This window comes from Cellulomonas sp. P2_B4 (assembly GCF_056404795.1).
In genome coordinates, this window is sequence record NZ_JBFUDI010000011.1 from 44639 (window position 1) to 70521 (window position 25883).

The 25883-nt window shown below is 72.0% G+C and carries 28 protein-coding genes, 1 tRNA gene and 1 pseudogene; 12 read left to right on the forward strand and 18 right to left on the reverse strand.

Annotated elements, in window-relative coordinates:
* Positions 1 to 3: 3 nt before the first annotated feature.
* The 5 genes from AC1DZC_RS16755 to AC1DZC_RS16775 form a co-directional block, all read right to left on the reverse strand.
* Positions 4 to 339 (reverse strand): hypothetical protein, encoded by a 336-nt coding sequence (locus AC1DZC_RS16755; RefSeq protein ID WP_477044058.1) that lies wholly within the window; start codon positions 337 to 339, stop codon positions 4 to 6.
* Between the two features lie 6 nt (positions 340 to 345).
* Complete coding sequence (locus tag AC1DZC_RS16760) at positions 346 to 1062, reverse strand: DUF2510 domain-containing protein (protein WP_477044059.1); 717 nt, start codon at positions 1060 to 1062, stop codon at positions 346 to 348.
* Positions 1063 to 1153: 91 nt separating this feature from the next.
* A complete protein-coding gene (locus tag AC1DZC_RS16765; RefSeq protein WP_477037810.1) occupies positions 1154 to 1603 on the reverse strand; it encodes an HNH endonuclease in 450 nt (149 codons plus the stop codon).
* A 17-nt stretch (positions 1604 to 1620) separates the two neighbouring features.
* Positions 1621 to 1697 (reverse strand) — tRNA-Arg (locus tag AC1DZC_RS16770).
* Positions 1698 to 1994: 297 nt separating this feature from the next.
* Positions 1995 to 2720, reverse strand: a complete 726-nt coding sequence (locus AC1DZC_RS16775; RefSeq protein ID WP_477044060.1) for a TetR/AcrR family transcriptional regulator — start codon at positions 2718 to 2720, stop codon at positions 1995 to 1997.
* A 142-nt stretch (positions 2721 to 2862) separates the two neighbouring features.
* Here AC1DZC_RS16775 and AC1DZC_RS16780 point away from each other — a divergent pair, with 142 nt between their 5' ends.
* A complete protein-coding gene (locus AC1DZC_RS16780; RefSeq protein ID WP_477044061.1) occupies positions 2863 to 3780 on the forward strand; it encodes an NAD-dependent epimerase/dehydratase family protein in 918 nt (305 codons plus the stop codon).
* Here AC1DZC_RS16780 and AC1DZC_RS16785 read toward each other — a convergent pair.
* A complete protein-coding gene (locus AC1DZC_RS16785; protein WP_477037807.1) occupies positions 3777 to 4727 on the reverse strand; it encodes a hypothetical protein in 951 nt (316 codons plus the stop codon). The genes AC1DZC_RS16780 and AC1DZC_RS16785 overlap by 4 nt on opposite strands.
* A 388-nt stretch (positions 4728 to 5115) precedes the next feature.
* Between AC1DZC_RS16785 and AC1DZC_RS16790 the strand changes: the two genes are divergently transcribed.
* On the forward strand, positions 5116 to 5814 hold the full coding sequence (locus tag AC1DZC_RS16790; protein WP_477044062.1) for a hypothetical protein: 699 nt from the start codon (positions 5116 to 5118) through the stop codon (positions 5812 to 5814).
* Between the two features lie 4 nt (positions 5815 to 5818).
* Here the strand turns inward: AC1DZC_RS16790 and AC1DZC_RS16795 are convergent, their stop codons facing one another.
* Positions 5819 to 6229, reverse strand: coding sequence for a VOC family protein (locus tag AC1DZC_RS16795; protein ID WP_477044063.1), 411 nt, complete (start codon positions 6227 to 6229; stop codon positions 5819 to 5821).
* A gap of 62 nt (positions 6230 to 6291) precedes the next feature.
* Here AC1DZC_RS16795 and AC1DZC_RS16800 point away from each other — a divergent pair, with 62 nt between their 5' ends.
* Positions 6292 to 7230 carry a helix-turn-helix transcriptional regulator gene (locus tag AC1DZC_RS16800; protein ID WP_477044064.1) on the forward strand — a complete coding sequence of 313 codons (939 nt, stop codon included), beginning with the start codon at positions 6292 to 6294 and terminating at the stop codon, positions 7228 to 7230.
* 4 nt (positions 7231 to 7234) lie between these two features.
* Here the strand turns inward: AC1DZC_RS16800 and AC1DZC_RS16805 are convergent, their stop codons facing one another.
* The 4 genes from AC1DZC_RS16805 to AC1DZC_RS16820 form a co-directional block, all read right to left on the reverse strand.
* A complete protein-coding gene (locus tag AC1DZC_RS16805) occupies positions 7235 to 7612 on the reverse strand; it encodes a nuclear transport factor 2 family protein (RefSeq protein WP_477044065.1) in 378 nt (125 codons plus the stop codon).
* Positions 7613 to 7647: 35 nt separating this feature from the next.
* A complete protein-coding gene (locus AC1DZC_RS16810; protein ID WP_477037802.1) occupies positions 7648 to 9123 on the reverse strand; it encodes an MFS transporter in 1476 nt (491 codons plus the stop codon).
* A gap of 92 nt (positions 9124 to 9215) precedes the next feature.
* The gene (gene tsaA, locus AC1DZC_RS16815) at positions 9216 to 9623 is read right to left on the reverse strand and encodes a tRNA (N6-threonylcarbamoyladenosine(37)-N6)-methyltransferase TrmO (RefSeq protein WP_477044066.1); all 408 of its coding nucleotides are present in this window, start codon (positions 9621 to 9623) and stop codon (positions 9216 to 9218) included.
* A gap of 52 nt (positions 9624 to 9675) precedes the next feature.
* On the reverse strand, positions 9676 to 10386 hold the full coding sequence (locus tag AC1DZC_RS16820; RefSeq protein ID WP_477044067.1) for a DNA alkylation repair protein: 711 nt from the start codon (positions 10384 to 10386) through the stop codon (positions 9676 to 9678).
* Between the two features lie 144 nt (positions 10387 to 10530).
* Between AC1DZC_RS16820 and AC1DZC_RS16825 the strand changes: the two genes are divergently transcribed.
* The 3 genes from AC1DZC_RS16825 (at position 10531) to AC1DZC_RS16835 (ending at position 15156) form a co-directional block, all read left to right on the forward strand.
* The gene (locus AC1DZC_RS16825; RefSeq protein ID WP_477037799.1) at positions 10531 to 12762 is read left to right on the forward strand and encodes a glycoside hydrolase domain-containing protein; all 2232 of its coding nucleotides are present in this window, start codon (positions 10531 to 10533) and stop codon (positions 12760 to 12762) included.
* 10 nt (positions 12763 to 12772) lie between these two features.
* Positions 12773 to 14062 carry a glycosyltransferase gene (locus AC1DZC_RS16830; RefSeq protein ID WP_477044068.1) on the forward strand — a complete coding sequence of 430 codons (1290 nt, stop codon included), beginning with the start codon at positions 12773 to 12775 and terminating at the stop codon, positions 14060 to 14062.
* 74 nt (positions 14063 to 14136) lie between these two features.
* Positions 14137 to 15156 (forward strand): LLM class flavin-dependent oxidoreductase, encoded by a 1020-nt coding sequence (locus AC1DZC_RS16835; RefSeq protein WP_477044069.1) that lies wholly within the window; start codon positions 14137 to 14139, stop codon positions 15154 to 15156.
* Here AC1DZC_RS16835 and AC1DZC_RS16840 read toward each other — a convergent pair.
* Positions 15145 to 15897 (reverse strand): DUF429 domain-containing protein, encoded by a 753-nt coding sequence (locus tag AC1DZC_RS16840; RefSeq protein ID WP_477044070.1) that lies wholly within the window; start codon positions 15895 to 15897, stop codon positions 15145 to 15147. The two genes, AC1DZC_RS16835 and AC1DZC_RS16840, sit on opposite strands and share 12 nt — an antisense overlap.
* Before the next feature lie 105 nt (positions 15898 to 16002).
* Here AC1DZC_RS16840 and AC1DZC_RS16845 point away from each other — a divergent pair, with 105 nt between their 5' ends.
* Positions 16003 to 16146, forward strand: a complete 144-nt coding sequence (locus AC1DZC_RS16845; RefSeq protein WP_477044071.1) for a hypothetical protein — start codon at positions 16003 to 16005, stop codon at positions 16144 to 16146.
* A 68-nt stretch (positions 16147 to 16214) separates the two neighbouring features.
* Here the strand turns inward: AC1DZC_RS16845 and AC1DZC_RS16850 are convergent, their stop codons facing one another.
* Positions 16215 to 17501 carry an alpha/beta fold hydrolase gene (locus tag AC1DZC_RS16850; RefSeq protein WP_477044072.1) on the reverse strand — a complete coding sequence of 429 codons (1287 nt, stop codon included), beginning with the start codon at positions 17499 to 17501 and terminating at the stop codon, positions 16215 to 16217.
* Positions 17502 to 17565: 64 nt separating this feature from the next.
* Between AC1DZC_RS16850 and AC1DZC_RS16855 the strand changes: the two genes are divergently transcribed.
* From AC1DZC_RS16855 to AC1DZC_RS16865, 3 genes are all read left to right on the forward strand, one after another.
* Positions 17566 to 17997 (forward strand): hypothetical protein, encoded by a 432-nt coding sequence (locus AC1DZC_RS16855; protein ID WP_477037873.1) that lies wholly within the window; start codon positions 17566 to 17568, stop codon positions 17995 to 17997.
* Positions 17998 to 18142: 145 nt separating this feature from the next.
* Positions 18143 to 19522: an MFS transporter gene (locus AC1DZC_RS16860; protein ID WP_477044122.1), complete on the forward strand. Its 1380-nt coding sequence runs from the start codon at positions 18143 to 18145 to the stop codon at positions 19520 to 19522.
* 26 nt (positions 19523 to 19548) lie between these two features.
* Positions 19549 to 19731, forward strand: coding sequence for an antitoxin (locus AC1DZC_RS16865; protein WP_477037793.1), 183 nt, complete (start codon positions 19549 to 19551; stop codon positions 19729 to 19731).
* An 86-nt stretch (positions 19732 to 19817) separates the two neighbouring features.
* Here AC1DZC_RS16865 and AC1DZC_RS16870 read toward each other — a convergent pair whose 3' ends face one another.
* On the reverse strand, positions 19818 to 20444 hold the full coding sequence (locus AC1DZC_RS16870) for a hypothetical protein (RefSeq protein WP_477044073.1): 627 nt from the start codon (positions 20442 to 20444) through the stop codon (positions 19818 to 19820).
* 142 nt (positions 20445 to 20586) lie between these two features.
* Between AC1DZC_RS16870 and AC1DZC_RS16875 the strand changes: the two genes are divergently transcribed.
* A complete protein-coding gene (locus tag AC1DZC_RS16875) occupies positions 20587 to 21024 on the forward strand; it encodes a nitroreductase family deazaflavin-dependent oxidoreductase (RefSeq protein WP_477044074.1) in 438 nt (145 codons plus the stop codon).
* 85 nt (positions 21025 to 21109) lie between these two features.
* On the opposite strand, the gene AC1DZC_RS16880 is transcribed toward AC1DZC_RS16875, so the two are convergent.
* The 4 genes from AC1DZC_RS16880 to AC1DZC_RS16895 form a co-directional block, all read right to left on the reverse strand.
* Complete coding sequence (locus AC1DZC_RS16880; RefSeq protein ID WP_477044075.1) at positions 21110 to 21475, reverse strand: DUF2809 domain-containing protein; 366 nt, start codon at positions 21473 to 21475, stop codon at positions 21110 to 21112.
* Positions 21476 to 21507: 32 nt separating this feature from the next.
* Positions 21508 to 21978, reverse strand: coding sequence for a MerR family transcriptional regulator (locus AC1DZC_RS16885; protein ID WP_477044076.1), 471 nt, complete (start codon positions 21976 to 21978; stop codon positions 21508 to 21510).
* A 14-nt stretch (positions 21979 to 21992) separates the two neighbouring features.
* Entirely contained in the window at positions 21993 to 22997 is a 1005-nt protein-coding gene (locus AC1DZC_RS16890) for an aldo/keto reductase (protein ID WP_477044077.1), read from the reverse strand.
* 145 nt (positions 22998 to 23142) lie between these two features.
* The gene (locus AC1DZC_RS16895; RefSeq protein ID WP_477044078.1) at positions 23143 to 25026 is read right to left on the reverse strand and encodes an HNH endonuclease signature motif containing protein; all 1884 of its coding nucleotides are present in this window, start codon (positions 25024 to 25026) and stop codon (positions 23143 to 23145) included.
* A 207-nt stretch (positions 25027 to 25233) separates the two neighbouring features.
* Here AC1DZC_RS16895 and AC1DZC_RS16900 point away from each other — a divergent pair.
* Positions 25234 to 25860: pseudogene (locus AC1DZC_RS16900) on the forward strand (HNH endonuclease family protein); the annotation flags it as partial.
* Positions 25861 to 25883 lie beyond the last annotated feature (23 nt).

Consider the following 25883-nt stretch of genomic DNA (forward strand, 5'->3'; position numbering starts at 1 on the left):
CGGTCATCCCGTCGTCACGCTGTCGGACGCGAGGCATAGGGCCCGACCGGTCCCGTCGTCGAGCGCGAGGGTCGTCTCGCTTCCGCTGGGGCACATCCCGCCGTCCGAGATCAGCGCGGTCCCGATGTAGGAGTGCGGCAGGTCGCAGGACACCTGCCAGACCGTCCCACCGCCGCCCGCCCAGCAGGAGCCCGCGCCCACCGGCTCGAGACCCGTCGACCCGGTCGCCGTGTACGCGTGCACGATCGCGATGAACGACAGGAGCACGGCCACGCCGGCGCCGACCATGGCCATCGTCATGGCCGACGAGCTCCACGGAGTGCCGCCCAGCTCGACCATCGTCTTTTAGCTCTTGCGCGCCCGGTAGAACGAGGCCAGACCGCCGATCACGCCCGCGGTCGAGACGTAGTGGCGGCCGCCGCCGTACCCGCCCGCCGCGCTGATCGACGCCGCGACCCAGGTGGCGATGATCGCGCCGAGGAGCAGGAGGCCGATGCCGAGCCAGAGGTCGCGGTGGACCCGTCGGCGGGCCGAGGCGATGCCGGCGTGGTCGACCATCGAGCCCGCGTAGGACGGCGCCCCGCCCATGCCGCCCATGCCGGCCGGTCCGAACGCCGGCTGGGGCTGCCCGAACGCCGGCTGCTGGCCGTAGCTGTCGAACCGCGACGGCGGCGCCGCCTGCCCGCCGAACGCGCCCGTGGCTGCCGGTCCCCCGAATGCGCCGGCGGTCGCCTGCCCGCCGAACGCCGGGTGCCCGCTCGTCGCGACCTGCCCGCCGAACGTCGCGACCTGCCCGCCGAACGGCGCGGCCTGCCCGGGGGCGTGCGTGGGCACCGGGCTGTAGGCGGCCGAACCGACGGATGCCATGGTCACCGGGGGCGCCGTCATCGGGGGCGAGACCGCACCACCCCCGGGCACGACGAACGCCGCTGGCTCGGTCGGGCGCGTGTGCTCAGCCGGTCGCGTGTGCTCGGTCCACGCCGTGCCGTCGAACCAGCGCACGACTCCCGCGGTCGCGCGGTCGTCGTACCACCCCGCAGCGACGCCCTGTCCCCCTGTCACGCCTCTGAGTCGGCACGTGACGCGTCATTCTTGAGGCCGAGGAGCGCACACAAGGGACGGCGGCGCGTGTGCACGTGCCGCCGTCCCCAGCTCAGCGTGCGAGCAGCTCGCGGTGGGTCGGGACGTGCGGCTCGTACCGCAGCCGCATGCCCGCCTCCTGCGGGGTCCGATCACGCTTGGAGTGGTTGCACTCGAGGCAGGCCGCGACGGTGTTGAGCCACGAGCTCCCGCCGCCACGGCTGCGGGGCAGGACGTGGTCGACGGTGCTCGCGCCGGCGGTGCCGCAGTACGCGCACAGGTGCCCGTCGCGCTCGAGCATGCCGCTGCGGGACCAGACGGGGATCCCGCGCCGGTTGCGCCAGCGCATCTGCACGTAGCGGACCAGGCGCAGCACGCGCGGCAGCGGGTAGGGCCCGAAGGTGCGCCCGTCGACGGCCTCCTCGACGACGGCGACCTGCCGGTGCAGCATGCGGACGGCGTGCGCGAGGCTCACGCGTTGGAGGGGCTCGTACCCCGCGTTCAGGACCAGGACTCCCGTCATGTCCGTTCCCTTCTGTGTGGTGCCCCGCGCTGGATTTGAACCAGCGGCCTCCGGCTTCGTCAGCCGGTGCTCTGTCCCGTTGAGCTAGCGAGGCGTGCCGTGTGTCGGTCGGGTCGTGGTCGTGAGACGGCAATGGGCCGCCCCCGAATGTCGGAGACGGCCCATGGCTGCGCTGAGCTGGTGCTCAGGCATGCTCGGGTAGCTTCCGAGGTCGAGGTCGCGACATCCGCAGCTCGTGCGTCATGGCGGGTGTCCCCTCTCGTGCTCAGGTCGATGTGGGCCGCGCACTCGTCGCGGTCGTCATCAGGTTGACGGACGTTTGCCCAATTCACCAGCGTTTTCGCGAATGTCGCGGGCGAACAGCGGGCGAATGTCCGCCGACGTCCCCTGTTCAGTCGAGGTCGACGTGCAGCCCGACGCCCGCGGCGGCCGTCGCGATCGTGACGTCGAACAGGCGCGGGAAGTCGCCGGCGACGCGGTGCAGGTGCCCGAACAGCTCGACGGAGATCGCGCCGATGAGCGACGTGAACAGGGTGGCCGAGCGTGCGGCGATGCGCGCGACGTCGTCCGGCACGTCGGCGGGGTCGTCGAAGCCGACGAAGGCGAACACCTCGGGGGTGACGCGCCCGTGCGGGTCGAAGTCGGGCCCGGCGGGCCGCAGAGTGCCCTCCGCCTGTGCGCGCATCAGGAGCCCGACGATCACGCCCCAGATCCGCACCGCCGGCACGACCGTGTCCTCGGGCGCCCGGTAGCCGCGCACGGGCGTCCCGTAGATGAGCTCGAACGAGTGCCGCTGGTCGAGAGCCCAGCCGCGCACGGCCCGGGCCACCTGGAGCCACGCCGCCGCGGGGTCCCGCGCGCTCCGCATCGCCTCCTCGGCCACCTGTCCGACGGCGTCGTACGCCTCGATGATCAGCAGCGTCAGCAGCGCGTCGCGCGACTCCACGTACCGGTACACCGCCGACGAGGCCATGCCCAGGTCGCGCGCCACCGCGCGCAGCGACAGGTCCGCGGCTCCTTCGGTGACGAGTCGGGCGCGGGCCGCAGCGAGCAGCTCCGCCATGACCTCGGCGCGGGCGCGCTCGCGGGCTGTGCCGTGGGATGTGCTCGCTGCCATGTCGCCATCATGCCTGCTTTCCGACGGGAACGAGAGCACTGATCACTTCAAAGAGCACTGCTCTTGTTTTCGTGTCGGTTGCATGCGAGCATTGCTCACATACGAGAGCACTGCTCTCGCAACCAGGACCGAGGAGCGCACCATGTCCCAGCACGTGATCGTCGGAAAGGGAGCCGTCGGCTCCACGCTCGCCCAGGAGCTCGTCGCCCAGGGCCACGACGTGCTCGTCGTCAGCCGGTCGGGCGGCACCGCGACGGCGGGAGTCCGGCACGTCGCGCTCGACGCGACGGACCCCGACGCCCTGACCGCGGCCGTGCAGGGCGCCGACGTGCTCTACAACTGCGCCAACCCGACGTACTGGCGCTGGGTGACCGACTGGCCGCCGCTCGCGTCGTCGCTGCTGGACACGGCCGCCCGCACGGGTGCGGTCCTGGTCACGGCGGGCAACCTCTACGGCTACGGCACCCACGGCACCGTGATGTTCGAGGACACGCCGCTGCGGGCGACCGAGGCCAAGGGTGCGGTCCGCGCGCAGATGTGGCGCGACGCCGCCGCTCGCACCGACCTGCGCACCACCGAGGTCCGTGCGGCCGACTACCTGGGTCCGCTGGCCGACTCACAGGCCCATGCCGGCCCGCGCTTCGTCGGCCCCCTCCTCGCCGGCAAGGTGGTCCGCCCGGTCGTCGCGGTGGACCAGCCCCACAGCTGGACCTACCTGCCCGACTTCGCCCGGGCGCTCGTCGCCGCCGGTGCGACCCCGGGCGCGTGGGGACGCGCGTGGCACGTGCCGACGGCGCAACCGCTCACGTTCCTCGAGCTCGGTGCGCGGCTCGCGTCGGCGGCCGGTGCGCGCGAGCCCCGGATCAGGCCGACGCCCGCCGCGATGGTCCGCGCGCTCGGCCTCGTGTCACCGCTGATGCGCGAGATCGCCGCGGTCGCCGACCACTTCTCCGAGCCGTTCGTCATGGACACCACGGCCTCGGAGCGGATGCTCGGGACCACCGCGACCCCGTGGGACCAGGCGATCGCCGAGACCCTGGCCATCCCTGCTCGCGTCTAGGGGTCGCAGGCCGGACCGTCGACCGCCGAGCGCTGTGCGAGCCGGACGGCACCCTCGACCGCGGGGACCTCGAGCATCCGCACGTCGGCGTCGGGCAGCTCGTCGAGGATCGAGCGACGGATCCCGGCGAACAGGCGCGGCACCTCCGGCGCGACGTCGCCGCCGACGACGGCGTGCAGGACGTCCACCCCGCGCTGGGACAGCTGGACGACGAGGGTCGCGACGGCCTGCGCGTTCGCGGTCACGAGCGCGCTCGCCTCCGTCGATCCCTCGTCGGCGGCCTGGAACACGGCCGGTGCGTGGATGCCCCAGGGCAGCGAGCGCGAGTTCCACCGCAGCACCTGCGCGAGCTCGTCGACGGTGCGCAGCTGCATCGACTCCATGAGCAGGACGCGCAGGGTGTCGGGCTCGTCGCCACGCGCGGCACGGGCGAGCACGGTCAGGGCGGCCTCACGGACCAGGGAGGACGCGCTGCCGACGTCCGAGAACGCCCAGCTCGACGCACCGGTGAGCTGGCCCGGCCCGGTGGCGACCGCGATGGCGGAGCTCCCGACGAGCACCCCGACCCCACGGTCCAGACCGGCCGCCGGGACCAGGAGCTCGGCGTCGTTGACGACGATCGTCGGCACCCGCAGCGCGGCGCAGACGGTGGTGCCGAGGGCGTCGCACAACGCACGGACCTCGCACCCGGTGGCCCCGACGGCGACCGCGGCCAGCTCCACGTCGCCGCAGTCGTCGAGCGCGCCGCGCACCGCATCGACGATCCAGCCCGTCGCATAGCGCAGGGGCGTCGCGGACCAGCTGGCGGAGGCCGAGACGTGGTCGAGGACGATCGCGCCGGACTCCTGCTCGACGACCCGGACCTGCGCGGTCACGGCACCGATGTCCAGGCCGATCACGACGCGACGTCGCTCAGAACCGCGCTGGTGCGGCAGGTGCTCGGTCATGGGCTCGTCCTCGAAGGTGCGGGTCAGGCCCTCGGGTGTGCCCGGGAGCCGGTCGAGGACGGCGCCCGGGATGGTGGGCGCAGTCCGTGATCCGACGCTAGGTGGGGCATTTCGTGCCAACTCCGGACCTAGGTCCCGGATCAGGACCTTCGTCCGTATCGGTTTGGTGACGACGGGCGGAGAATGGGACGACCACCTACCGAGGACCCGGCACGCCGTCGCGCCAGGACGTGCACACTGAGTGCACAGAGGCGAAGGAGCACTCATGCTGGAATGCCCGGTCTGCAAGTCGGACGAGCTCGAGCTCGTCGAGCGACTGCCGGACGATCGCCGAACCATTCGTTGTTCGTCGTGCCACCACACCTGGACGCGCGGCGAGGCCAAGCGCGTGACGGACACCCCCGCGTCCTACTCGGGGCTTCGGGACCGGTTCCCCGACCGGTCCAGCGTCGAGCCCGACCGCATGGCGCGCATCGACGCCCTCAAGGCCGACTTCCTCCTCGACCACCAGACGCCCGACCCCGAGGTGCTGGCCTACTGGGCCAAGTACCAGGAGGTCTTCAGCGCCGACAACATCGTGGACGCCGAGCCCGACGACCTGCGCGAGTTCGCCAACAGCACGGTCGGCGCCGCCCCCGGCAACATGTCGGTGTTCAACCGCGCGTGGAAGACGATGGGCGACTACGAGGCCACGGCGCGCACGCGCAACACCATCCGCTACCTGCTCTACGGGCCCCCGAGCGTGCCGATGGCGGACCGCTTCACGCGGCTCGTGCACGAGCAGGGCGGGCTCGGGATGACCGGGTTCAAGGAGGCGCTGCTGACGCGCGTGCTCTGCGTGGTCGAGCCCGAGCGCTACCTGCCGATCCTCACCTACAGCACCCCGGCCGGCGGCAAGCGCGAGATCGCGCAGCTCGTCTACGGGCTCGAGCTGCCGGAGGCCGCCCGCGTCCAGTGGACCATCGGGCGCCTGATGATGTGGAGCAACGACCTGCTGGTGGACCTGGCCGGTGACGGCTTCTCCACGCTGCAGCAGGTGTCGCAGTTCTTCGGGGAGACCAAGAGCCGCGAGCTGGAGCTGATCTAGCTCCTCAGCCCCACGCGACCGCCTGCCGCAGGCCGAGCAGGTGGCCGTCGGCGACCCTGATCACCCCGAGCCGGGCGCCATTCATGTCGATGATCCCGTTCTCCGGGTTCCCGTTGGTGACCGGTGCGGTGCCGAGCTCAGCCAGCCCGCCGCCCTCGACCTCGGCCATCGGGGTCGCCCCGGCCGCCAGGAAGCCCGCGCGAGCCTCTTCGATGTCCTCGACGTCGAGCATGACGAGCGGGAAGTCCACCCACGGCAGGCGCGTCAGGCCGATCTCGGTGCCGGCGAACCGGAACGCGGCGTAGTCGGGGGTGGCGAACAGCGGCTCGGTGCCGGTGACCGCCGACCAGGCGGTGATGGCCGCGGCGAGGTCGCGAGCGGGGTACACGATCGTGGCGATTCCGTTGATGTCCATGCCTCGATCCTGGATGCCGTTGCGGCAGGCTTGCTTCCGCAACGTCTGAGATCCTGGCTCTCGTGCTCACCACGTCCGCGCGGCTCCTGAGGCTGCTGTCGATCCTGCAGGCACCCGGTCCGCACACGGGGCCGGCGATCGCCGGGCGCCTCGGGATCTCCACGCGCTCGGTGCGCAACGACGTCGCCGCGCTGCGCGAGCTGGGCTACCCGGTCCGTGCCGCGCCGGGGTCGTCGGGCGGCTACACGCTCGGCGCAGGCAGTACCCTGCCTCCCCTGCTTCTCGACGACGACGAGGCGGTCGCCGTCGCCGTGGGCCTCGGGCTCGCGACGACCGGCGCGGTGGAGGGCATCGAGGAGGCCTCCGTCACCGCGCTGGTCAAGCTCGAGCAGGTGCTGCCGTCGCGACTGCGGTACCGGGTCGACGTGCTCGCCTCGTCGACCGCGTTCACGCACCGCTCGTCGGCCCCCGTGGACGGCGCGACCCTGCAGGCGATCGCCGAGGCCTGCCGCTCGTCGGTCCGGCTCCGCTTCGACTACCGCTCGTCGCGGCGCGAGGTCGAGCCCCACCGACTGGTCCACCGCGCCAGCCGCTGGTACCTGGTCGGCTGGGACACGTCCCGTCAGGACTGGCGCACCTTCCGCGTCGACCGTCTGACGCTGCGCGTCCCCAACGGCGCGCGCTTCCGGCCCCGGCCGGCCCCGTCGGACATCGCGGCGTTCGTCGACGCCGCCATCGGTGCCGCGACCTGGGCCTTCCGCGCGCGGGTGCGGCTGCACGCGCCGCTCGCGGACGTCGTCCCTCGCGCCCCCGCGGCGGTGACCGTGACCGCCGAGACGGACCGCACGTGCCTCGTCGACGTCGGGTCCGACGACGCCGCCTCCCTCGCCCGTTACCTCGCGATGTGGGGCGTCGACTTCGACGTGCTGGACTCCCCCGCGCTCGCCGCCGAGGTGCGCGCGCTGGCAGCCCGGTACGGGCGCGCCGCCGGGCCGGCCTGATGCCTCACACGACGAACGCGCGCTCGCCTGTCACCGACCAGACCCGCGCGATCCTCCCGTCGACGAGCCGGCACAGGTCGATCCCGCTGCGCCGGTTCAGGCCGGGCAGGTCCACGGTCCAGGTGAACGCCATGCCGTCGTCCTCGTCGACGACCGGCGTTCCCTGGAGCGCGAACACGAGGTCGCCGCGGCGGGCACGCCACGTGCCGACGAACTCCGCCATGCCGGCGGGTGTCGTGATGAGCGTCGGGTCGGGATCGGCGACGACCGCGCCGAACTCGATCCGGAAGTCGGGGGCGAGGATCTCGTCGACGAGCGCGAGGTCCCCGTTCCACATCGCGGTCCACTTGTTCGCCAGGTCGATGGCGGCTGGTCTCGTCATGCGTCGACGATCCACCCGACCACCGACACCCGCGCTCACTCCGTCGGAGGCGGAGCCCCGTGACCCGAGGCCACCTGCTTCGGCAGGACGAACACGAGCACGAACGCGACGACCGCCAGAGCGGTGCTGACGAACATCGCCGCCGCGGCCGCGTCGGTGAACGCCTGCGGGACGCTGGCCGGGCTGGTGATGTGCAGCTGCCCGAACAGGACGCTGCCGATCACCGCGATGCCGATCGCGCTGCCGACCCGCTGCATCACGCTGATCACGCCGCTCGCCGCGCCCGCCTCGGACCGGTCCACCGTCGCGACGATGAACTGCACGTTCGGTGCGATGAACATGCCGCTGCCGATACCGGCCAGGAGCAGCGGGACGAGCAGGTCCCAGTTGGTGAGGTCCGTCGCCTCGACGTTGCGCAGCACCAGCCACACCCACGCCAGGCCGACCGCGACGAAGAAGGTGCCGATGACCAGCACCGTGCGCCCCAGCCGTTGGGACAGCCGGTTGCTCTGCGACGCCCCGATGATCGACCCGATCGCGAACGGCACCCCGACCACGCCGGACTGCAGCGCGGTGTGCCCGAGCCCGGCCTGCCACAGCAGCGAGATGGTGAAGAAGATGCTGGTGAAGGCCGCGAAGTAGACCATGGCGAGGACCGTCCCACCGGTGAACGCCGGGTGGCTGAACAGGTGCGGCGGGACCATGGGGTTCTCGTCCTGGATCCGCACCTCCCACGCCCCGAACAGCGCGATCAGCACCACTCCGGCGGCCAGCGTGATCCACGTCCAGGCCGGCCAGCCCTTGTCCTGCCCTTCGATCAGCGGCACGAGGATCGCGACCAGACCCGCGGTCAGCAGCGCCAGCCCGACGAAGTCGTAGCCCGGCTTGGAGGTCGTGCCGAGCTTGCCCGCGGGCAGCAGGATCGCCGCCGCGATCAGCGCCGCGACCCCGATCGGCAGGTTGACGAAGAAGACGATCCGCCAGCCGTTCGCCTCACCGAACGCCTCGATGATCAGGCCACCGAGGATCGGACCGAGCGCCGTGCTCACCCCGATCACCGACCCCATGATCGCGAACGCCTTGCCGCGCACCGGCCCCGGGAACAGCAGCTGGATGAACGCCGTGACCCCCGGCACGAACATGCCGCCGGCCAACCCCTGGAGCACCCGCGCGGCGATCAGCTGGAAGCTGGTCTGCGACAGCCCGCACAGCAGGCTCGCGAACGTGAACAGCGCCAACCCGGTGAAGAACACCCACTTGTGCCCGATCCGGTCCCCGACCCGGCCGGCGGGGATCAGCGCGATGCCGAACGCCAGCGCGTACCCCGAGATGATCCAGCTCAGCGTCGCCTCGGACGCGCTCAGGTCCTCCCGGATGGTCGGCAGCGCGACGTTGACGATCGTCGTGTCCAGCAGCGCCATGAACATGCCGGCCATCAGCACGATCAGCGCGTTCCACGCGCTGCGCGGGACCTTCGGCGGAGTCCACGGCTTCGCGGTTGCCTCGGTCATGGGGGTCACGGGTCCTCTCGCCGACGACGAGCGTGGGAGCTCCTCGCCACGATCATGGCGGTCCGCGCGCTCACGCGCCCCCCGGCGTCCCGTCACCTCTCGTCGGGCCCTCCGAGCACCGGCTTGATGTCGAGCACCGGCGTCCCGTCGAGCGCCTCCAGGTCGCTGACCAGCAGCCGCGTCCCGTCCACCTTCCGCACCGTCACGCGATGCAGCCCGATCGGGTTCGGCCGGTCCGGCGACCGCGTGCTGAACACCCCCGTCGCCGGCCTGGAGACGTCCCCGCGCGGATGCACGACGAGCACGTCGCGCGCGGCCCGGTCGAGCCAGGTGAGCAGCAGGACGTCCTCCCCGACGGCGATGTCGGCCAGCGCATCCGCATACTCCGGCGCGACGACGACCCACGCATCCGGCGCCCCCTCGTCCCCCTGCCGAGGCGCCGACGCCCGATCGACGAGCGACGACTCGACCCGGCCCACGGGTAGTGCCTCGAAGCCCATCCGGTCACCCTCCCGCCGCGGGACGCCAGGAACAAGAGCCTCGTCGCTTGACTCAGGTCGTGCGCAGCGCCAGGTAGCGCGTTCGCTCGTCCTTCGGCAGGCGCTCGACCGCCGCGCGGAGCATGACGCGGGGCATCTGGGCCGCGTGCTCGTCGAGGAACGTCGTCAGCCCGTCGCCGCCTGCGGTGCGCAGCGCCCAGGCGACGCCCTTGCGCACGGTGTCCGACTCGTCGTCGACCAGCAGCGCGGCGATCGCGAACGTGTCGGCGGAGTCGTTGCTGCCCGCGCGCAGGTAGTACGTCGTCGAGACGATCGCGGTCCGCCGCTCGTACGGGTCCTCGGACTGCGCCAGCTCGTAGAGCGGCGAGCGGTCGCGGGGCTCCAGGTACCGGCCGACGACGTGCAAGGCGGCGCGGTCGACGAGGTCCCAGGTGTTGATGCGGTCGTGCCGGCGCAGGTACAGCTCGTAGAGGGACCGACGCTCGTCGTCGGTCGTCCGCGCGCGACGCGCCCGCGCGTCGAGGATGCTGACGGCGCACACCCGGGCCTCGTGCAGCTCGGAGTCCAGCAGGAGCTCGACCTCGGACAGGGGCAGCTCCGCCTCCTTGGCAAGCGCGAAGACCGTGCCCATCTTCACGCCGAGGAACACGTCGTCGCCGCGCTCGTCGAGGGGGAAGTACCGCTCGTAGGCGGCGAGCTGTTCGTCGGATCGCAGGGTCGAGAGCCGGTCGAGCACGTCGTGTGCGGTCGTCGGCGCCGTCATCCCCAGACGATATCGACGCGTCCCCAGCCCTGGCCGTGTCGTCGCGAAACCCGCCCGTAACCCACCGGACGTACCGTCCGCAGGACGAGGCACCGACGCATCGGCCGCCGGAAGGCGTCCGCACGAGCGCGAGGAGCGGCTGCGATGTTCGAGCGAGTCGACCCGTTCATCGGGACGGAGGCCACGAGCCTGCCCCAGCAGCACGGCCTCGCGACGACCTGGTGGTGGCCGAAGCCGCAGGTCGGGAACACGCACCCGGGCGCCACCTACCCGCTCGGCATGGTCAGCGCGTGCGCGTACTCGGGCGGCTACCCCACCGGTTACGGGAAGTACGACCTGGGCACCGAGGGCCTGCCGAACGAGATCTACGACCGGCCCGTCGCCAGCGGCTTCACGCACTTCCAGCAGTCCGGCACGGGCGCGATCCGCAAGTACTACAACTACTTCCGCGTCACCCCGATGCTGCAGCCGCTCGACGACCTGGGCCAGCTCTGGGACATCGTCGACGAGGACGCGGAGCCGGGCTACTACTCGGCGACGCTCGAGTCGGGCATCCGCGCGGAGATCACGGTCGGGCCCAAGACCGCGGTCCACCGGTACACGTTCCCGTCGCACCGCGACGCACGTCTGGTCATCGACTTCTCGCTCGGCGGGCTCACCATCCCCCACGGCCGGACGGTGCCGCTGCGCGCGCACCTGCACTCGATCGCGCCCGGGGTCGCGCAGGGCCAGATCATCGTCGAGGGCACGCCGCTCGCCGTGCACGTCGAGTGCGACGACCCGCACTGGCGGCAGATGCTCTGGTACGACCGGCGCCTCATGCCCGGCGGCACGCGTCTCGACTTCGACCACATCCGCCCCACCACCCTGCGCCCGTTCGGGCTCATGTGGGCCGGCCCGTCGGAGCCCGGCCAAGTGGTCGAGCTGCGGTTCGGGTTCTCGCTGCGCGGCGTCGACCAGGCCCGCAAGAACCTCGAGGCGGAGTGCGGCCCGGGTCCGTCCAGCTTCGCGACGAGGCGGGCGCAGACCGCGGACGTCTGGCGCTCGACGCTGGGCAAGATCCGCATCGACACCCCGTCGACGGAGAAGCAGACGGTGTTCTCGACGGCGCTGTACCACTCGCTGATCAAGCCGTGCCTGGCGCCCGCGGAGAGCCCGTTCTGGCCGACCGACGGCCCGTTCGCGTTCGACATCGCGACCATGTGGGACATCTACCGGACGCAGCTGCCGCTGCTGACCACCCTCCTGCCGGACCGTGCCGTCGAGCTCGCTCAGGCCCTGCTGTCGATCGCCGAGGAGGAGGGCAACCTCCCGATCGGGTACCGGATGGCGCGCGGCGCCGACCAGTTCAGCCGGCAGGCCTCCGCGCTCGCGCACACGTTCCTGTCGGACCTGTGCCAGCTCGGCCTGCCCGGGATGGACTGGGACTGGGCGCTCGTGCACATGCACAACGACCTTCGTCGGACCTACGGCGAGGAGTTCCTGCTGCGCGGGGTGGCGCACCCGATCAGCCACACGCTGGACCTGGCGTTCGCGTACTGGTGCACGTCGCAGATCGCGGCGCACGTGGGCGACCCGGACCTCGTCGAGCAGTTCGCGCCGCTCGCCGCGCAGTGGATCAACGCCTACGACGTGAGCACCGGGCTCCTGCAGGACTCCACCTACTACGAGGGCGGCCGCTGGAACTACTCGTTCCGGCTCATGCACGACATGGCCGCGCGCATCAAGCTCTCGGGCGGCGACGACGCGTTCGTCGAGCAGCTCGACCAGTTCTTCGGGTACGGAGCGCCGGCGGTCGTCCAGCCGGGCCTGCGGCCGGGGATCGAGGAGATGGCCGCGGGCTACGCGCTCAACCGGTTCGAGGGCCTCAACAACGAGCCGGACATGGAGGCGCCGTGGGCGTACCAGTACGCCGGCCGGCCCGACCGCACCGCGGAGGTCGTGCAGGCGATCATCCAGAACCAGTTCGCCGTCGGCCGCGGCGGGATGCCCGGCAACGACGACTCCGGCGGGCTGTCGTCCTGGTACGTCTGGGCGTCGCTCGGGCTCTTCCCGGTCGCCGGCCAGAACCTCTACCTCGTCAACGCACCAGCCTGGCGCGAGGCGAGCATCGCGGTCGGTGACCGCAGCCTGAACATCGAGACCCAAGGGTTCATCGAACCGACACCCGATGGTCCGACGCAGTATGTACAGTCCGTGCACCTCGACGGTGAACCGCTCGAGCGCACCTGGATCACGGGTGCCGAGCTCCACCGCGGGGGACGCCTGCTGGTCACGCTCGGCCCGACACCGTCGGACTGGGGCACCGCCGTCCGACCGCCGTCCGTGAGCACGATGCCCTCCCTGACCGTTCCTCCCCCCGCACTGCGTCGCTGAGGAGACCGCCATGACGACACCCCGCCGCCGCCTCGTGATCGTCGTACGTGCCGACCCGGTGATCTGCGGCCACTCGGGTGAGGCGCGCAACCTCGCAGAAGCCGCTCTGGACAGGGGTTTCGACGACGTCCGCATCATCACGTGGACCATCGAGCGGCTCCAGGCCACCGGTCTGCCGCTCAAGCCGCTCGACGGCGTCCTGCCGTACAGCCCCGGGATCACCGTCGAGCGCCCCGAGCCCGTCGGCGACTACAAGGTGCCCGACGGGCGATGGCTCGCGGGCATCACCGGGCGGCTCGTCGAGCTGTTCACCGACGGTGTACCGACGGTCGCCATGTCGTTGTACTTGTCGCCGCACTCGCTCGCGATCGCCGACGCCGTGCGCGTCGCCCGCAGCACCGGCCTGCCCGTCAACGTCGTCACCGTCGCCGAGGCGGTCGGCTCCGACGTCACCAACGTGGTCCGCGCCTGTGTCGAGAACGACCAGTTCGGCGCCGCCGCCCACGTGCTCTCGTCGTACCTGGAGCACGACATCTGCCTGGCCGTCTCCGACTACACGCGTGAGCTGATCATCAGCGAAGCCGCCGCGATCGACGCCAAGCACGGCACGACGTTCGCCGCCCAGTGCCGTGAGCGCGTCACCGTCTCCTACCCCGCGGTCGACGTCGGCTCCTACCTGAACCTCCCGCCCTCGGACGTGCTGACGTCTCGAGGCCTCACCGCCGACGGCTACGTCCTGTTCCTCTCCCGGCTCGCGCACGCCAAGGGGGTCGACGACCTCATCGAGGGCTTCGCCTCCAGCACTGCAGCCGCCTCGCTGCGCCTGGTGATCGCCGGCAACGGTCCGGACGCGGGACGGTTGCGCTCTCTGGCCGCCGCGTCGTCCGCCGCCTCGCGGATCACGTTCCTCGACGACGTCGACGACGCCGAGAAGTCCTATCTCATGGCCGGCGCCGCCGCCTACGTCCTGCCCAGCAAGCCGCGCCCGGAGTTCGTCGAGACGTTCGGCATCGCGCTCGTCGAGAAGATGCTCTCCGGCGGCGGCCCCGTCATCACCACCGACACCGGCGGCATCGGCGAGGCCGTCGGCGACACCGCCCTGATCGTGCCCGTCGAGTCCCCGCCGGCCATCGCCGCCGCCCTCGACCGCGTCCTGACGATGTCCCCGGCCGAACGGTCCGACTGGGAGCAGCGCGCCCGCGCGCACGCCCTCCAGTTCGACCGCGTCGCCGTCCTCGACGGCATCCTCGCCCGCGTCTCGCAGGTCCAGATCCCCTGGGTGCCGGTCCCGGTCGGCTGACCGCGCACGACGATCAGGTGAGGCAGCCGGCGTCCGAGGCCGGCTCGGTGCCGCCTTCGTCGTACCCTGCGCGCGTGAGCCCCCGACTCGAGCTGAGCTTCCTGACGTTCGTCCCGTACGACGACCCGGCCGACGCCGCCCAGTCACTCAACGACGCGATCGACCTCTTCCGGTTCGCCGAGGAGCTCGGCTACGACACCGGCTGGGTGCGGGTCCGGCACCTGGAGCAGTTCCTGTCGTCGCCGTTCCCGCTGTTCGGGGCGATCGCGCAGGCCACCGACCGCATCCGGTTCGGCACGGCGGTGCTGCCCATGCGGTACGCGGACCCGATCACCATCGCGGAGGACGCCGCGACGGTCGACCTGCTGTCCGGCGGGCGGCTCGAGCTCGGTGTCGCGGGCGGGATCAAGCCGTCGGCGGAGATCCTCGACGGCGTCTACGGCACCGCGGAGCGCTCGTTCGACGACGAGTCCCAGCACCGCATCGAACGGCTGCGCGCCGCGATCGCGGGCGAGCCGGTGGCCGTCGCGCCGGAGACCGGCTTCCCGATCGCGCCGCTCGGGACCGAGCTCCTCGTGCGGCCGCACAGCCCGGGGCTGGCCGACCGGGTCTGGTACGGGCCGGGCTCGAGGGCGACCGCGATCCGCACGGGCGAGCAGGGGATGGACCTGCTGGTGTCCACCCTGAACAGCGAGGACGACGGCCGCTCGTTCGAGGAGACGCAGCGCGACCAGATCCTCGCCTACAAGGCCGCGTTCGACGTCCCCGGCCGGACGCCGCGGGCGGTCGCCGGCCGCATCGTGCTGCCCAGCCTCACGCCGCAGGACGACGAGCTCTTCGCCGAGTACATCGCCTGGTACACCGCGCGGTTCGACGCGACCGGCCGCCCACCGAACGGCTTCGGCGTGTTCAGCCTGACCCACCACGGCAGCCCGGAGCAGGTGATCGCGAGCCTGAAGGGCGACGTCGCCCTGCAGGAGGCCACGGGCCTGGACGTCGTCCTGCCCGCCAACGCCACGCACGCGATGAGCCGCCGCATCCTGGAGAACGTCGCGACGAGCATCGCGCCGGCCCTCGGCTGGTCACCGGCCTGAGGCGAGCCGCGCGGGCGGTGCCAGGACGCGGTCCGGCACGACGATGTAGCCCTCGGCGACCGACCCGAAGACGCGCATCCCGGCACGGTCGGTGGCCCAGAGCCAGGCCAGGTACGCGCACAGGACCGCGTCGACCTCGTCCTCGATCCGCTCGAGGTCGACCTGGCGCTGCGCGGTCGCCACCGCGTCCCGCAGGACGGCCCACCGCGGCGACGACGCGAGCCTCAGGGGCGACTCGCAGACGCGTTCCAGCTGCTCGACCAGCACTCCGAAGGCGGCCCGCCGCATCCCGACGTCGCGCCCGCGCTTCGCCTTGTACGGGATCACGGACCCCAGCCCGAAGAGCGCGACCATCGCCGGGTGCGGGTACACCTCGATCGCGACCGAGCCGTCGCCGAAGGGATCGACGGACCACCCGAACCGCCGCGCCAGCGTCTCGCCGCGCGGCGGGTCCAGCCACGGGATCGACCGGTTCGCCGCGTGCGCACCGGCGTTGTAGGCGCGGAACACGTCCCCCAGAGCCCTCTCCGCGGAGCGGTGCCCGGTCGCGTTCGGCACCACCAGCGGCGCATCGATCGCGGCGACCACCGGACCGGCGGCGTGCGTCGCGACGAACGCCGCGATGTCCTCGTCGGAGACCACCGACGTCGACGCCACGAGCCCGCCGTCGTCGTCGAGCACCGCGAGCCCGGTCCGCGCGGTCCGCCCCCAGGCCAGGTCGATGCCGAGGTACGCGGTCACCCCGGCACGGTACGCCGACGCACGCCGGGGCCTCGGCGCTCGCACAGGGACGGCACAGCGGCCGTCGGCTGAACAGGGATCTCACCAACCACCGGGAGGGTTCCCATGTCCCCGTACGCGCTCCTCGCGCTCGATCTCGTCGCCATCTGCGTCCTCGCCTTCGGGGTCTACTTCCCGCGGCACCGGCGGCGCGGGCGGCGGCCGCCGCCCCTGAGGTCCGGCCTCGCCGAACGCGGCAGTCCGTTGTGAACGCGGCAGCACCAGGTGCCGCGCTCGCGACGAAATGCCGCGTTCGCGCGGGTCGTCCCGCCCCACGCTCAGCGACCGGTCACGGTCGCCTTGCCCCTTCCCAGCTCCAGCAGCTTGGGCAGGATCTCGTCTCCGGCCACGCGGAGGCCGTCGTGCAGGTACTCGTTGGTGATCCAGACCTGAGCGTTGCCGAGGTCGGTGGCGAGCGCGAGGTCGAGGTCCACGTACGGGTCGTCGTAGTACTGCACCGCCGCGACGGGGACCTCGTTCGACGCCAACCGGTCCAGGTCGTAGAGCGTGGGCCACTCCCGTGGCGCGAGCAGCTCGTCCATCGCCGCGCGGAACGGTCGCAGCGCGCGGATCTGGTCGAACATCCACGGCAGGATCACCTCGCCGGTGAGCTGGAGCGGCCGGGCCGACACAGCGAACGACGGCCGGCTCGCCTGCTCCGACGCCGCGGCCCAACCGCCCGGCACCGACCCCTGGTGGTAGATCGCCTCGTGCAGGGCCGCGTACAGCGGGTTGCCGTCGAATGCGGTCTGGTGGCCGACCACGGACAGGAACCCTTCGGACAGGGAGCCATCGGCGTCGATCGCCGTGTCGAGCAGCCAGTGCAGCTGGTCGATGCCGGTGCTCATGCCGAACGGCATCCCGAGCATCTGGAGGCGTTCGACGGTCAACGGGTCGCCGTCGGGGAGCGCGACCGACTCCGCGCCGAGCAGGTCGGCGATGGACCCCAACGTCGCGACGTCGTCGGGAAACTGCCGTGCCAGCTCTCGGTTGCGGGCGGCCTGGCGGTCGTAGGTGGCGGCGTAGACCTGCGCGGCGGTGGCGGTCGCCGGCGGGAGGCCGCCCGTGACCAGGCACATCGTCAGTGCGGACGGGTGCCTCGACAGGTACGCCAGCGTCAGGAACCCGCCGTACGACTGGCCCAGCGTCGCCCACGTCCGGCCGCCGTAGACGGTGTTCCGCAGGTGCTCGGCGTCAGCCACGATCGCGTCGCCGCGGAAGCAGGCGAGGTAGTCGGCGGCCGTCGCGGCGTCGTCGAAACGCTGGATCGAACGACCGTCCACGCGCGACGAGCGACCCGTCCCCCGCTGGTCGAGCAGGACCACCCGGTGCGTCTCGAGCAGCGTGTGCACCCATCCGCCGCCGAGCGGGCGCGGACCCTCGTGGCCGGGGCCGCCCTGCAGGTAGGCGATCAGCGGGAGGTCCTCGGACGCCTTCGTCGGGTCCACGAGCTCGCGCGCGAACACCTCGATCGAGCCGAACCGGTCCGGTGCCGACCAGTCGACCGGCACCTCCAGCCGGTGGTCGCGCACGAGAAAGCCGGTCATCGGGTACTCCGTCGCCATGCGATCCACCGTAGGCGCGCCGCCCGAGGTGCGCGGCCGGACGGGCCGGGCGACCATCGAGGGGATGACCTCCGACGACGAACGCGACGCCGCGCACCGGGCCCCCGGGACGCCGGACGACGTCGTGGACGCGGTCGGCGCCGTGACGGCGGCCTTCGAGGTGATCGAGCACGCGCGCGGCATGCTGTACGCGTTCCACCGGCTGACCGGCCGGGCGGACGCCGAGCTCACGGACGCGCTCGACCAGCTCGCCGCCGCAGGTCATCCCGGGATCGCCGACGAGCTGCGCGCCGAGCTCGTCGGCCGCAACGTGCTCGCCGGACGGTGGACGTTCCAGGTCGTCGAGGAGTACGACGACACCTATTACCGCGTGTTCCAGGCGGCCGAGAAGCGCGTCCGCGACGAGCTCACGGGTGGTCGTCGGCACGTCTACGAGGCGCGGCTGAAGGAGGAGAACCGCACGCACGGGCGCTCCGGCCACGAGGCAACGCCGTAGCGCAGGTCCACCAGTCGGTCGGTCGGAATGCGTCGAGCCCGAGCGCGTTGTGATCGTCGACGACGAGGAGAGCACCCTGACCAGCACTGCCACCGCCGCGGGCGTCGGATTCCGCTCCGACCGCGGCCCGATCCTCATCGCGATCATGGTCACCACCGGCCTGGTGGCGATCGACGCGACMATCTTGGCGACGGCTGTTCCGACGATCGTCGGCGAGCTCGGCGGGTTCAGCAGCTTCCCGTGGCTGTTCTCCATCTACCTGCTCACGCAGGCCGTCAGCGTCCCCATCTACTCCAAGCTCGCGGACACGATCGGCCGCAAGCCCGTCGTCCTGCTCGGGATCGCCCTGTTCCTCGTCGGATCGGTCCTCTGCGGGTTCGCGTGGAGCATGCCGGCGCTCATCGCGTTCCGTGCGCTGCAGGGACTCGGCGCCGGGGCCGTGCAGCCGATGGCGATCACCATCGCCGGCGACATCTACACGGTCGCCGAGCGCGCGAAGGCGCAGGGGTACATCGCGAGCGTCTGGGCGATCTCCTCGGTGGTCGGTCCGACGCTCGGCGGTATCTTCTCCGAGTTCGTGAGCTGGCGGTGGATCTTCTTCGTCAACATCCCGCTGTGCATCGCGGCCGCCTGGCTCCTCATCCGGTTCCTGCACGAGACCGTCGAGCGCAAGACCCACCGCATCGACTGGGCCGGCGGCGGGCTGCTGACCGTGTCGATGAGCCTGCTGATCCTGGGGCTGCTCGAGGGCGGCAACGCGTGGGCGTGGAGCTCGCCGCAGAGCATCGGCGCGTTCGTCGTCGGGATCCTGCTGTTCCTGGCCTTCATCCGTGTCGAGCAGACCGCCGACGAACCGGTGCTGCCGCTGTGGGTGTTCACGCGGCGCCTGCTGCTCGCGGCGTCCCTCATCGCCGTGGCCGTCGGCGTGATCCTCATCGGGCTGACGTCGTACGTCCCGTCGTTCCTCGAGGCCCTGCTGCACGTCTCGCCGCTGACCTCCGGCCTCGCGCTCGCCGCCCTGACCATCGGCTGGCCCATCACCGCGTCGCAGTCCGGCCGGCTCTACCTGCGGTACGGCTTCCGCACCACCGCGCTCGTCGGGTCCGTCATCGCCGTCCTCGGCGTCGCGGCCCTTGTCTGGATATCCACCAGCCCCACGGTGATCGGCGTCGGGCTGTCCTGCTTCGTCGTCGGGGCCGGGCTCGGCCTGACCTCGTCGCCCACCCTGATCGCCGCGCAGTCCAGCGTCGGCTGGGGCGACCGGGGCGTCGTGACCGGCGCGAACCTGTTCTCGCGGTCCATGGGCAGCGCGGTCGGCGTCGCCGTGCTCGGAGCCGTGGTCAACGCGCGCATGGGCGGGCTCACCCCCTCGCAGGCCCCGCAGCAGTTCGGTTCGGCTGTGACCGTCGCGTTCGTCGTGGTCCTCGGCGTCGCGCTGGCGATGGTCGTGGCCGCCGCCGCGATGCCGCGCACGACGACCGAGCACGTCCCGGCGGGCGCGACCCCCCAACCCGTCGGAGACTAGGAAGACTCGACGAGGGGAGCACGGCGATGGGGATCGACGACCTGCTCGGTCAGGCGAAGGACGCGCTGTCCGAGCACAGCGACGCGGTCAAGTCCGGCCTGGACAAGGCGGCGGACGCGGCCAAGTCCAAGCTCAGCGACGCCGACGACGGCAAGGTCGACTCCGTCGTCGAGAAGGCCAAGGACTTCCTGGACAGCCAGAAGAAGTAGGCAGACGGGAGGGCGGCGACCGGTGTGGTCGCCGCCCTCCCGCGCGCTCAGTCCTTGCGCTCAGTCCTCGAGCTCAGTCCTGGCGCTCAGTCCTCGATGAGGCAGAGAACCTTGTCCGCGTCGTCGGCCTGCACGACCGCCTGGTCCTCGGTGCACTCGGCGTCCGAGCCGACCTCGGCGACGGCCTTGTACTCGTGCTCGTCCCCGCACGAGACCGCGATCGCCTCGTCGTCCGACGTCACGTGCCAGCACGAGCCGACCGCGGTGTTCAGCGTCTCGTTCGCGACCATCTCGCTCGCGGAGTAGCCGCCGGCACCGAGCGCGACGACCAGACCGACCACGGCCAGCCCCTTGGCCGCGCCCGACAGCGACGGTGCGCCGTCCTTGCGCGAGGCCCGGTACGTGACGAAGGCGCGGATCAGCGACGACGCACCGACGAGCAGACCGCCCCACCAGAGCACGCCGATCGACGACGCGAACATCGTCGCGATCGCGGTCGCGACGAGGACCCCGACGCCGACCCAGAAGGACAGGATCGCCTGGCGGTGGTGGCGCGCCGCGTCCGTCGACTCGCCCGGGAGCGCGACGTCGTCCTCGACCCACAGCTGCCAGCCCGGAGGCGGCGCAGGCAGGCTCGGGTCCGGCACCCAGTCGGGCGCCGGCGTGAAGCCCTCGGGGGACGCCGGCCAGTTCGGGGGCGGGTTGAACTTCATCGTTCTCCGATCGGAGGACCGCGCGGACGCGGAGGCTGTGAGACGCATGTGGCGCGCCTGTGTGCGCAGACCGTATCGGCAGATTGGCCGGGAAGATGAGGGTTCGGGGAATCGGGGCTCTCTGTCAGCCGTTCGGGTGGGCATGCCTCTCTCCGGTGAGTACGCCCCGAGCACGTCCGGCTGGGCCCGCAAGCAGGCCGAGCTCCTCGAAGCCACCGACGGCCGGGAGGGGAACCTCCTGCAGGGCAAGCCCGTGATCGTGCTGACCTCCGTCGGCGCGAGCAGCGGCAAGCTGCGCAAGACCGCCCTCATGCGCGTCGAGCACGCGGGCAGCTACGCCGTCGTCGCATCGAAGGGTGGCGCGGCCCAGCACCCCGCCTGGTACCGGAACCTGGTCGAGCACCCGCACGTCGAGCTCCAGGACGGGGCCGTCAAGAAGGACTACCTCGCCCACGAGGCGTCCGGCGCCGAGCGCGACGAATGGTGGACCCACGCCCTCGCCGTCTGGCCGGCGTACGCGGGCTACCAGAAGAAGACCGACCGCCTCATCCCGGTGTTCGTCCTCACGCCGATGGAGTGACCTCAGGTCGCGACGAGACCCGCGCTCGCACCGAAAGCGGGGGCTCTGGTTCGCGACGAGCGTCGCGCAATGAGCAGCGAGCGAGTCAGCCCGGAGCGCTCACCGCAGAAGTCTCCGAGTCCGCTCGTCGTCGGCGCTGCGCCGCACGCCTGACCAGCAGATCCACCACCGCGGCGACCAGGACACCGGCCGCGTACGCGAGCAGGTCCGGCGCGTTGAAGGTGGTCCCGAGCACGTAGCGCGCCCCGGGAACCTCGTCGACGATCGCCGCGGGCAGACCCGTCAGCTGCAGCAGCTCGATCGCCGCGCAGATCCCGAACGCTGTCGCCGCCGCCGTGCCGGTACGGATCCTCGGCGCGACCCCCACGACGAGCACGAAGACGAGCACCGCATAGAGCGCGTCGCCGACCGGGTTGCTCCCCGCGACCAGCCCGGCGACCACCACGAGCACCGCTGCCGCGGCGACGATCCGACGGTCGCGCCTCAGGAGACGCTCGCTTCGTCGCGGGACGCGAACCTGTCCGCGTCGGACGGGGAACCGTCCTGCGGCCCGGCGCTCCCGGTCTCGCTGCTCTCGCCCCCGACCCGCGCCTCGTAGAGCTCGATCTTGAACTCGATGGCGTCGAGGTGCGCCGCCACCTCGCGCAGCTCGTTGCGCACCCGGTCCCGGTGCGCGCGCAGGAGGTCGAGGCGCTCGGCCTCGTTCCCGTCGCCGGCGCGCACCAGGTCCGCGTACTGCCGGACGTCGCGGATCGACATGCCGGTGGACCGCAGCCGGGTGACCATCCGGATCCAGCCGAGGTCCTGGTCGGTGTAGCGGCGGTGGCCCGACGACGCCCGGTCGACCGACCCGAGCAGCAGCCCGTCCCGCTCGTAGTAACGCAACGTGTGGGCGGTCAGGCCGGTGGCCTCGGCCGCCTCCGCGATGCTCCAGCTTTCCGCGAGCAGGCTCATGGTTCGATCATGCCTCAGCGGTTGACGGAGGACATGTCCGCGTACCGGTCGCCGGTCGGGGCGTCGAGGTCGCCGAGGGTCGCGAGCTCCTCGTCCGTGAGCGCGATCTCCGTGGCGGCCGCGTTCTCCTCGATCCGAGCAGTCCGCCGTGTCCCCGGGATCGGGACCACGTCGGCGCCCTGCGCGAGAACCCAGGCCAGCGCGAGCTGCGCCGGCGTCACGTGCTTGGCCTCTGCGAGCGCCCGGATCTTCTCGACGATGAGCAGGTTGGCGTCCAGCGCGTCGCCGACGAACCGCGGGTTGGCCCGCCGGAAGTCGCTCTCGTCGAGGGTATCCGTCGAGGTGATCGAGCCGGTCAGGAACCCGCGACCGAGCGGCGAGTAGGGCACCAGCCCGATGCCGAGCTCGCGCAGCGTCGGCAGGATCTCCGCCTCGACGTCTCGGGTCCACAGCGAGTACTCGGTCTCGACGGCCGTGATCGGGTGCACGGCGTGCGCCCGCCGGATCGTCTCCGGCCCGGCCTCGGACAGACCGAGGAACCGCACCTTGCCGGCGGCGACCAGCTCCGCCATGGCCCCGACGGTCTCCTCGATGGGCACCGACGGGTCGACGCGGTGCTGGTAGTAGAGGTCGATGTGGTCGATGCCGAGCCGCTGCAGGCTGCCGTCGACGGCCTCACGGACGTACTCCGGCCGACCGTCGACGCCGCGGACGCTCGGGTCCTCCGGGTCCCGCCGGATCCCGAACTTGGTGGCGACCACGACCTCGTCGCGCCGCCCCGCGATCGCCCGACCGACCAGCCTCTCGTTGGTGAACGGCCCGTACATGTCGGCGGTGTCGAGGAACGTCACCCCGAGTTCGAGCGCCCTGCGGATGGTCGCGATCGACTCCTGCTCGTCGCCGCTGCCCTCCTCGGAGCGCGTGCCGTAGAAGTCGGACATGCCCATGCACCCCAGCCCGAGAGCCGAGACCGTGAGCGCAGCCGAACCACTTCCGATGGTGCGTAGAGAAATCGTCATGTCCCCCACCGTCCGCCTTCGAGTGCGCTCTAAGTCAAGCGATCCATGCCATCCCACACCGTGACGCCGCAGTGCCCGTTGGTGCGCCCGGACCGCTGAACCGCCCTACCGACCGAACGTCGGGGCCACGGCACGGCCCGTCCGGTCACCCGGTCGCCCACTCGGGTGGAGGCCTGTCGGACTCGAACAGCGCGAACGACGCCTGCTCGCGAGCAACTCGCCTGGCTTCCCTTACCGAGGCAGCTCGAGTCGCGGTATCCGTCCCGACCTCGGCCCGACCGGATGGCGCGACGGATCCGAACCCGGTCCGGCCCGGCGGCGCGACCGTTTCGCCGGTCCAGGCGGGCGGCGCGTTCGCGACCGAACGGTCGGGGCTCCGGAAGACGTACCGCAGGGGTGCGCCGCCCGGTTCGATGCCTGGTGAGTTCGGGAGCCGGTGGATGCTCAGGTCGTGGCGGTGGATCTCTCCGTGATGGTGTCGACACACCAGGGCGGCGTGTTCCACGTCGGTGGGCCCGTTGTCCCGGTTCCACCAGCGGATGTGGTGGACCTCGCAGCGTGGGGCCGGTGTCTCGCACCCGTTCCACACGCACTGCTGGTCGCGGGCGATCACCGCCTTGCGCTGTGCCGGGGTGTGCAGCCGGCGGGTGCGGCCCACATCGAGGGGCTGCCCGTCGGCCGCCATCACGATCCGGGTGATGTCCGCATCGCACAGGCACCGCGCGAGCTCGGACATCGCCACCGGTGTCCCGTCCTCCAGCGTCGCAGGAGGCACTGGCGACCAGTCCGGCGCCACCCGCCCCCGATCCCGGCCATGACCCGCATCGGCGCCCGGGCCTGAGCCCGAGTCGGAGTCGGAGTCGGAGTCGGAGTCGGAGCCCGAGCCCGAGCCCGAGTCCGGATGAGGGTCGGTCTGGGCGTCCTGGTCGGAATCGGCGCAGTTCGATCCGCTGCCGCGCGTGGCGGCCTTGGGGTGTCGGGCCTGTTCGTGGGCGAGGAGCTCGGCGAACGTGGCGGCCGGCACCAGCAGCGACAGGTGCGGGCGGGAGCCCGTCCCGGATGCCTGCTCGCTCCCACCATCAGGCAGGTCACCGGAGCCGGCTGGCACGCTCAGGCCGCCGCCCATGCGCGCCGCAACGTCACCGGCGTCATGTGCAGCCTCGCCCGGCGCTCGCGCCACGTGGCCGGCGCCCGGCGCTCGCGCCACGCGGCTGGCGCCTGGGGCTGTCCCGGCACCGAGCGGCGCGGCTGTCCCGGCACCGAGCGGGGCGGAAGTCCCGGCGCAGATGCGTTCGGCGAGCATCACCAGTGCGTCCGCGCACGCCTGACCCGGGGTGCGGGTCTCGTCGGGGAACTGAGCCATCGCGTCCAGAGCGACCCGCAGCGACTCCGCCGCCGTCGAGTCCAGCTGACCCTTGAGGAACACGCCGTGAGGTTGGGCCGACAAGACCAGGAACCGCGCCTGGTAGGAGTCCTGGTGCGCGGCCTCCAGCCCGGCCGGGTCCTGCGCGGCCACGAACCTCGCCAGCGCCCTGCCGAAGTCCGGCGCCGACTGCACCCGCACCAACCGCACCATGTCCTGCTGGACCTCCTCGGAGCGCAGCACCGCTGCAACCTCCGGGGACGCGGCCGCCGCGACTCGGGCCAGCACGTCCAGGTGCCCCAACGGGACCGACCCGTCCCGCACCCCGACTGCCACCGTGCCCATCGAGACCAACGCGTCGGCCTGCTGCACCTGCCGGCGCGCATCCCCCACCCCCGCCCGCGTCACCCGCGCTCGTGCCGCCTCATAGGACCGGTCCCCCGGCAGCTGCGAGTCGCCCGCGTCCCGGTCCGCGACCAGCAGATGCGCCCGCGCCTCCGCGACCGCAGCGACAGTCGCGTCCAGAGTCGCGAGTGCGGCGACCCGGTCGGGCGCGGGCCAGTTGGACGCGCCACGTGCGTCGGCGACGACGTCCGAAGCGCACGCGACGAGGGAGGCGAGGCGGTCCGCCACCGCGCTCGTCGTCGACTGCTTTGATTCGAACATACGTTCGACAATACGCCGTCCAGGCGGCGCACACAAGACCAAAACCATCTCTGACCTGGGCAAACATATCCACAGCCTGTGCACCACGACGCGACCACAGCCCCACGTCGCGCCAACCTATGCGTCGCCAACCGCCCACAGCCCCACCCGACAAGACCGACCACGCGGCGGCCGCAGCAGCCCCCGCCAACCTGCGACCGTCGCACCATGAAGCGAGCCTGGCCGTGGGTCCTCGTGCTGATCGTCTGCGTGGCGATCGGCGCGGGCGTCCCTGCCTGGACGCAGGCACGGGTCGCGGCGCGGTACCCGGTGACGCAGGCGGACCTGGTCGCAGGTGGGGAGTCGCTGGACCGGCTCACGGTCCGCGAGCGCGCACCGAGTGCGGGGTACTCGCGCGAGCGGTTCGGGCAGGCGTGGGCGGACGTCGACCGGAACGGCTGCGACACCCGCAACGACGTGCTCGCCCGGGACCTCGTCGAGAAACGCACGGAGACCGACGACTGCACGGTGCTGGCGGGGACCCTGGACGAGCCGTACACGGGCACGACGGAGGCCTTCGTCCGCGGACCCGACTCCGCCGACGTCCAGATCGACCACGTGGTCGCCCTGGCCGACGCCTGGGAGACCGGGGCGCAGGACTGGTCGGCGGGCAAGCGGGAGGCCTTCGCCAACGACCCCGCCAACCTGCTCGCCGTCGACGGCCCCGCCAACCAGGACAAGGGCGCCTCCGACGCCGCGACCTGGCTCCCGCCCAACAAGGGCTACCGCTGCGTCTACGTGCTGCGCCAGATCCGCGTGAAGTCGGCCTACGGCCTGTGGGTCACCGCCGCCGAGCACGACGCGCTCGAGCACGAGCT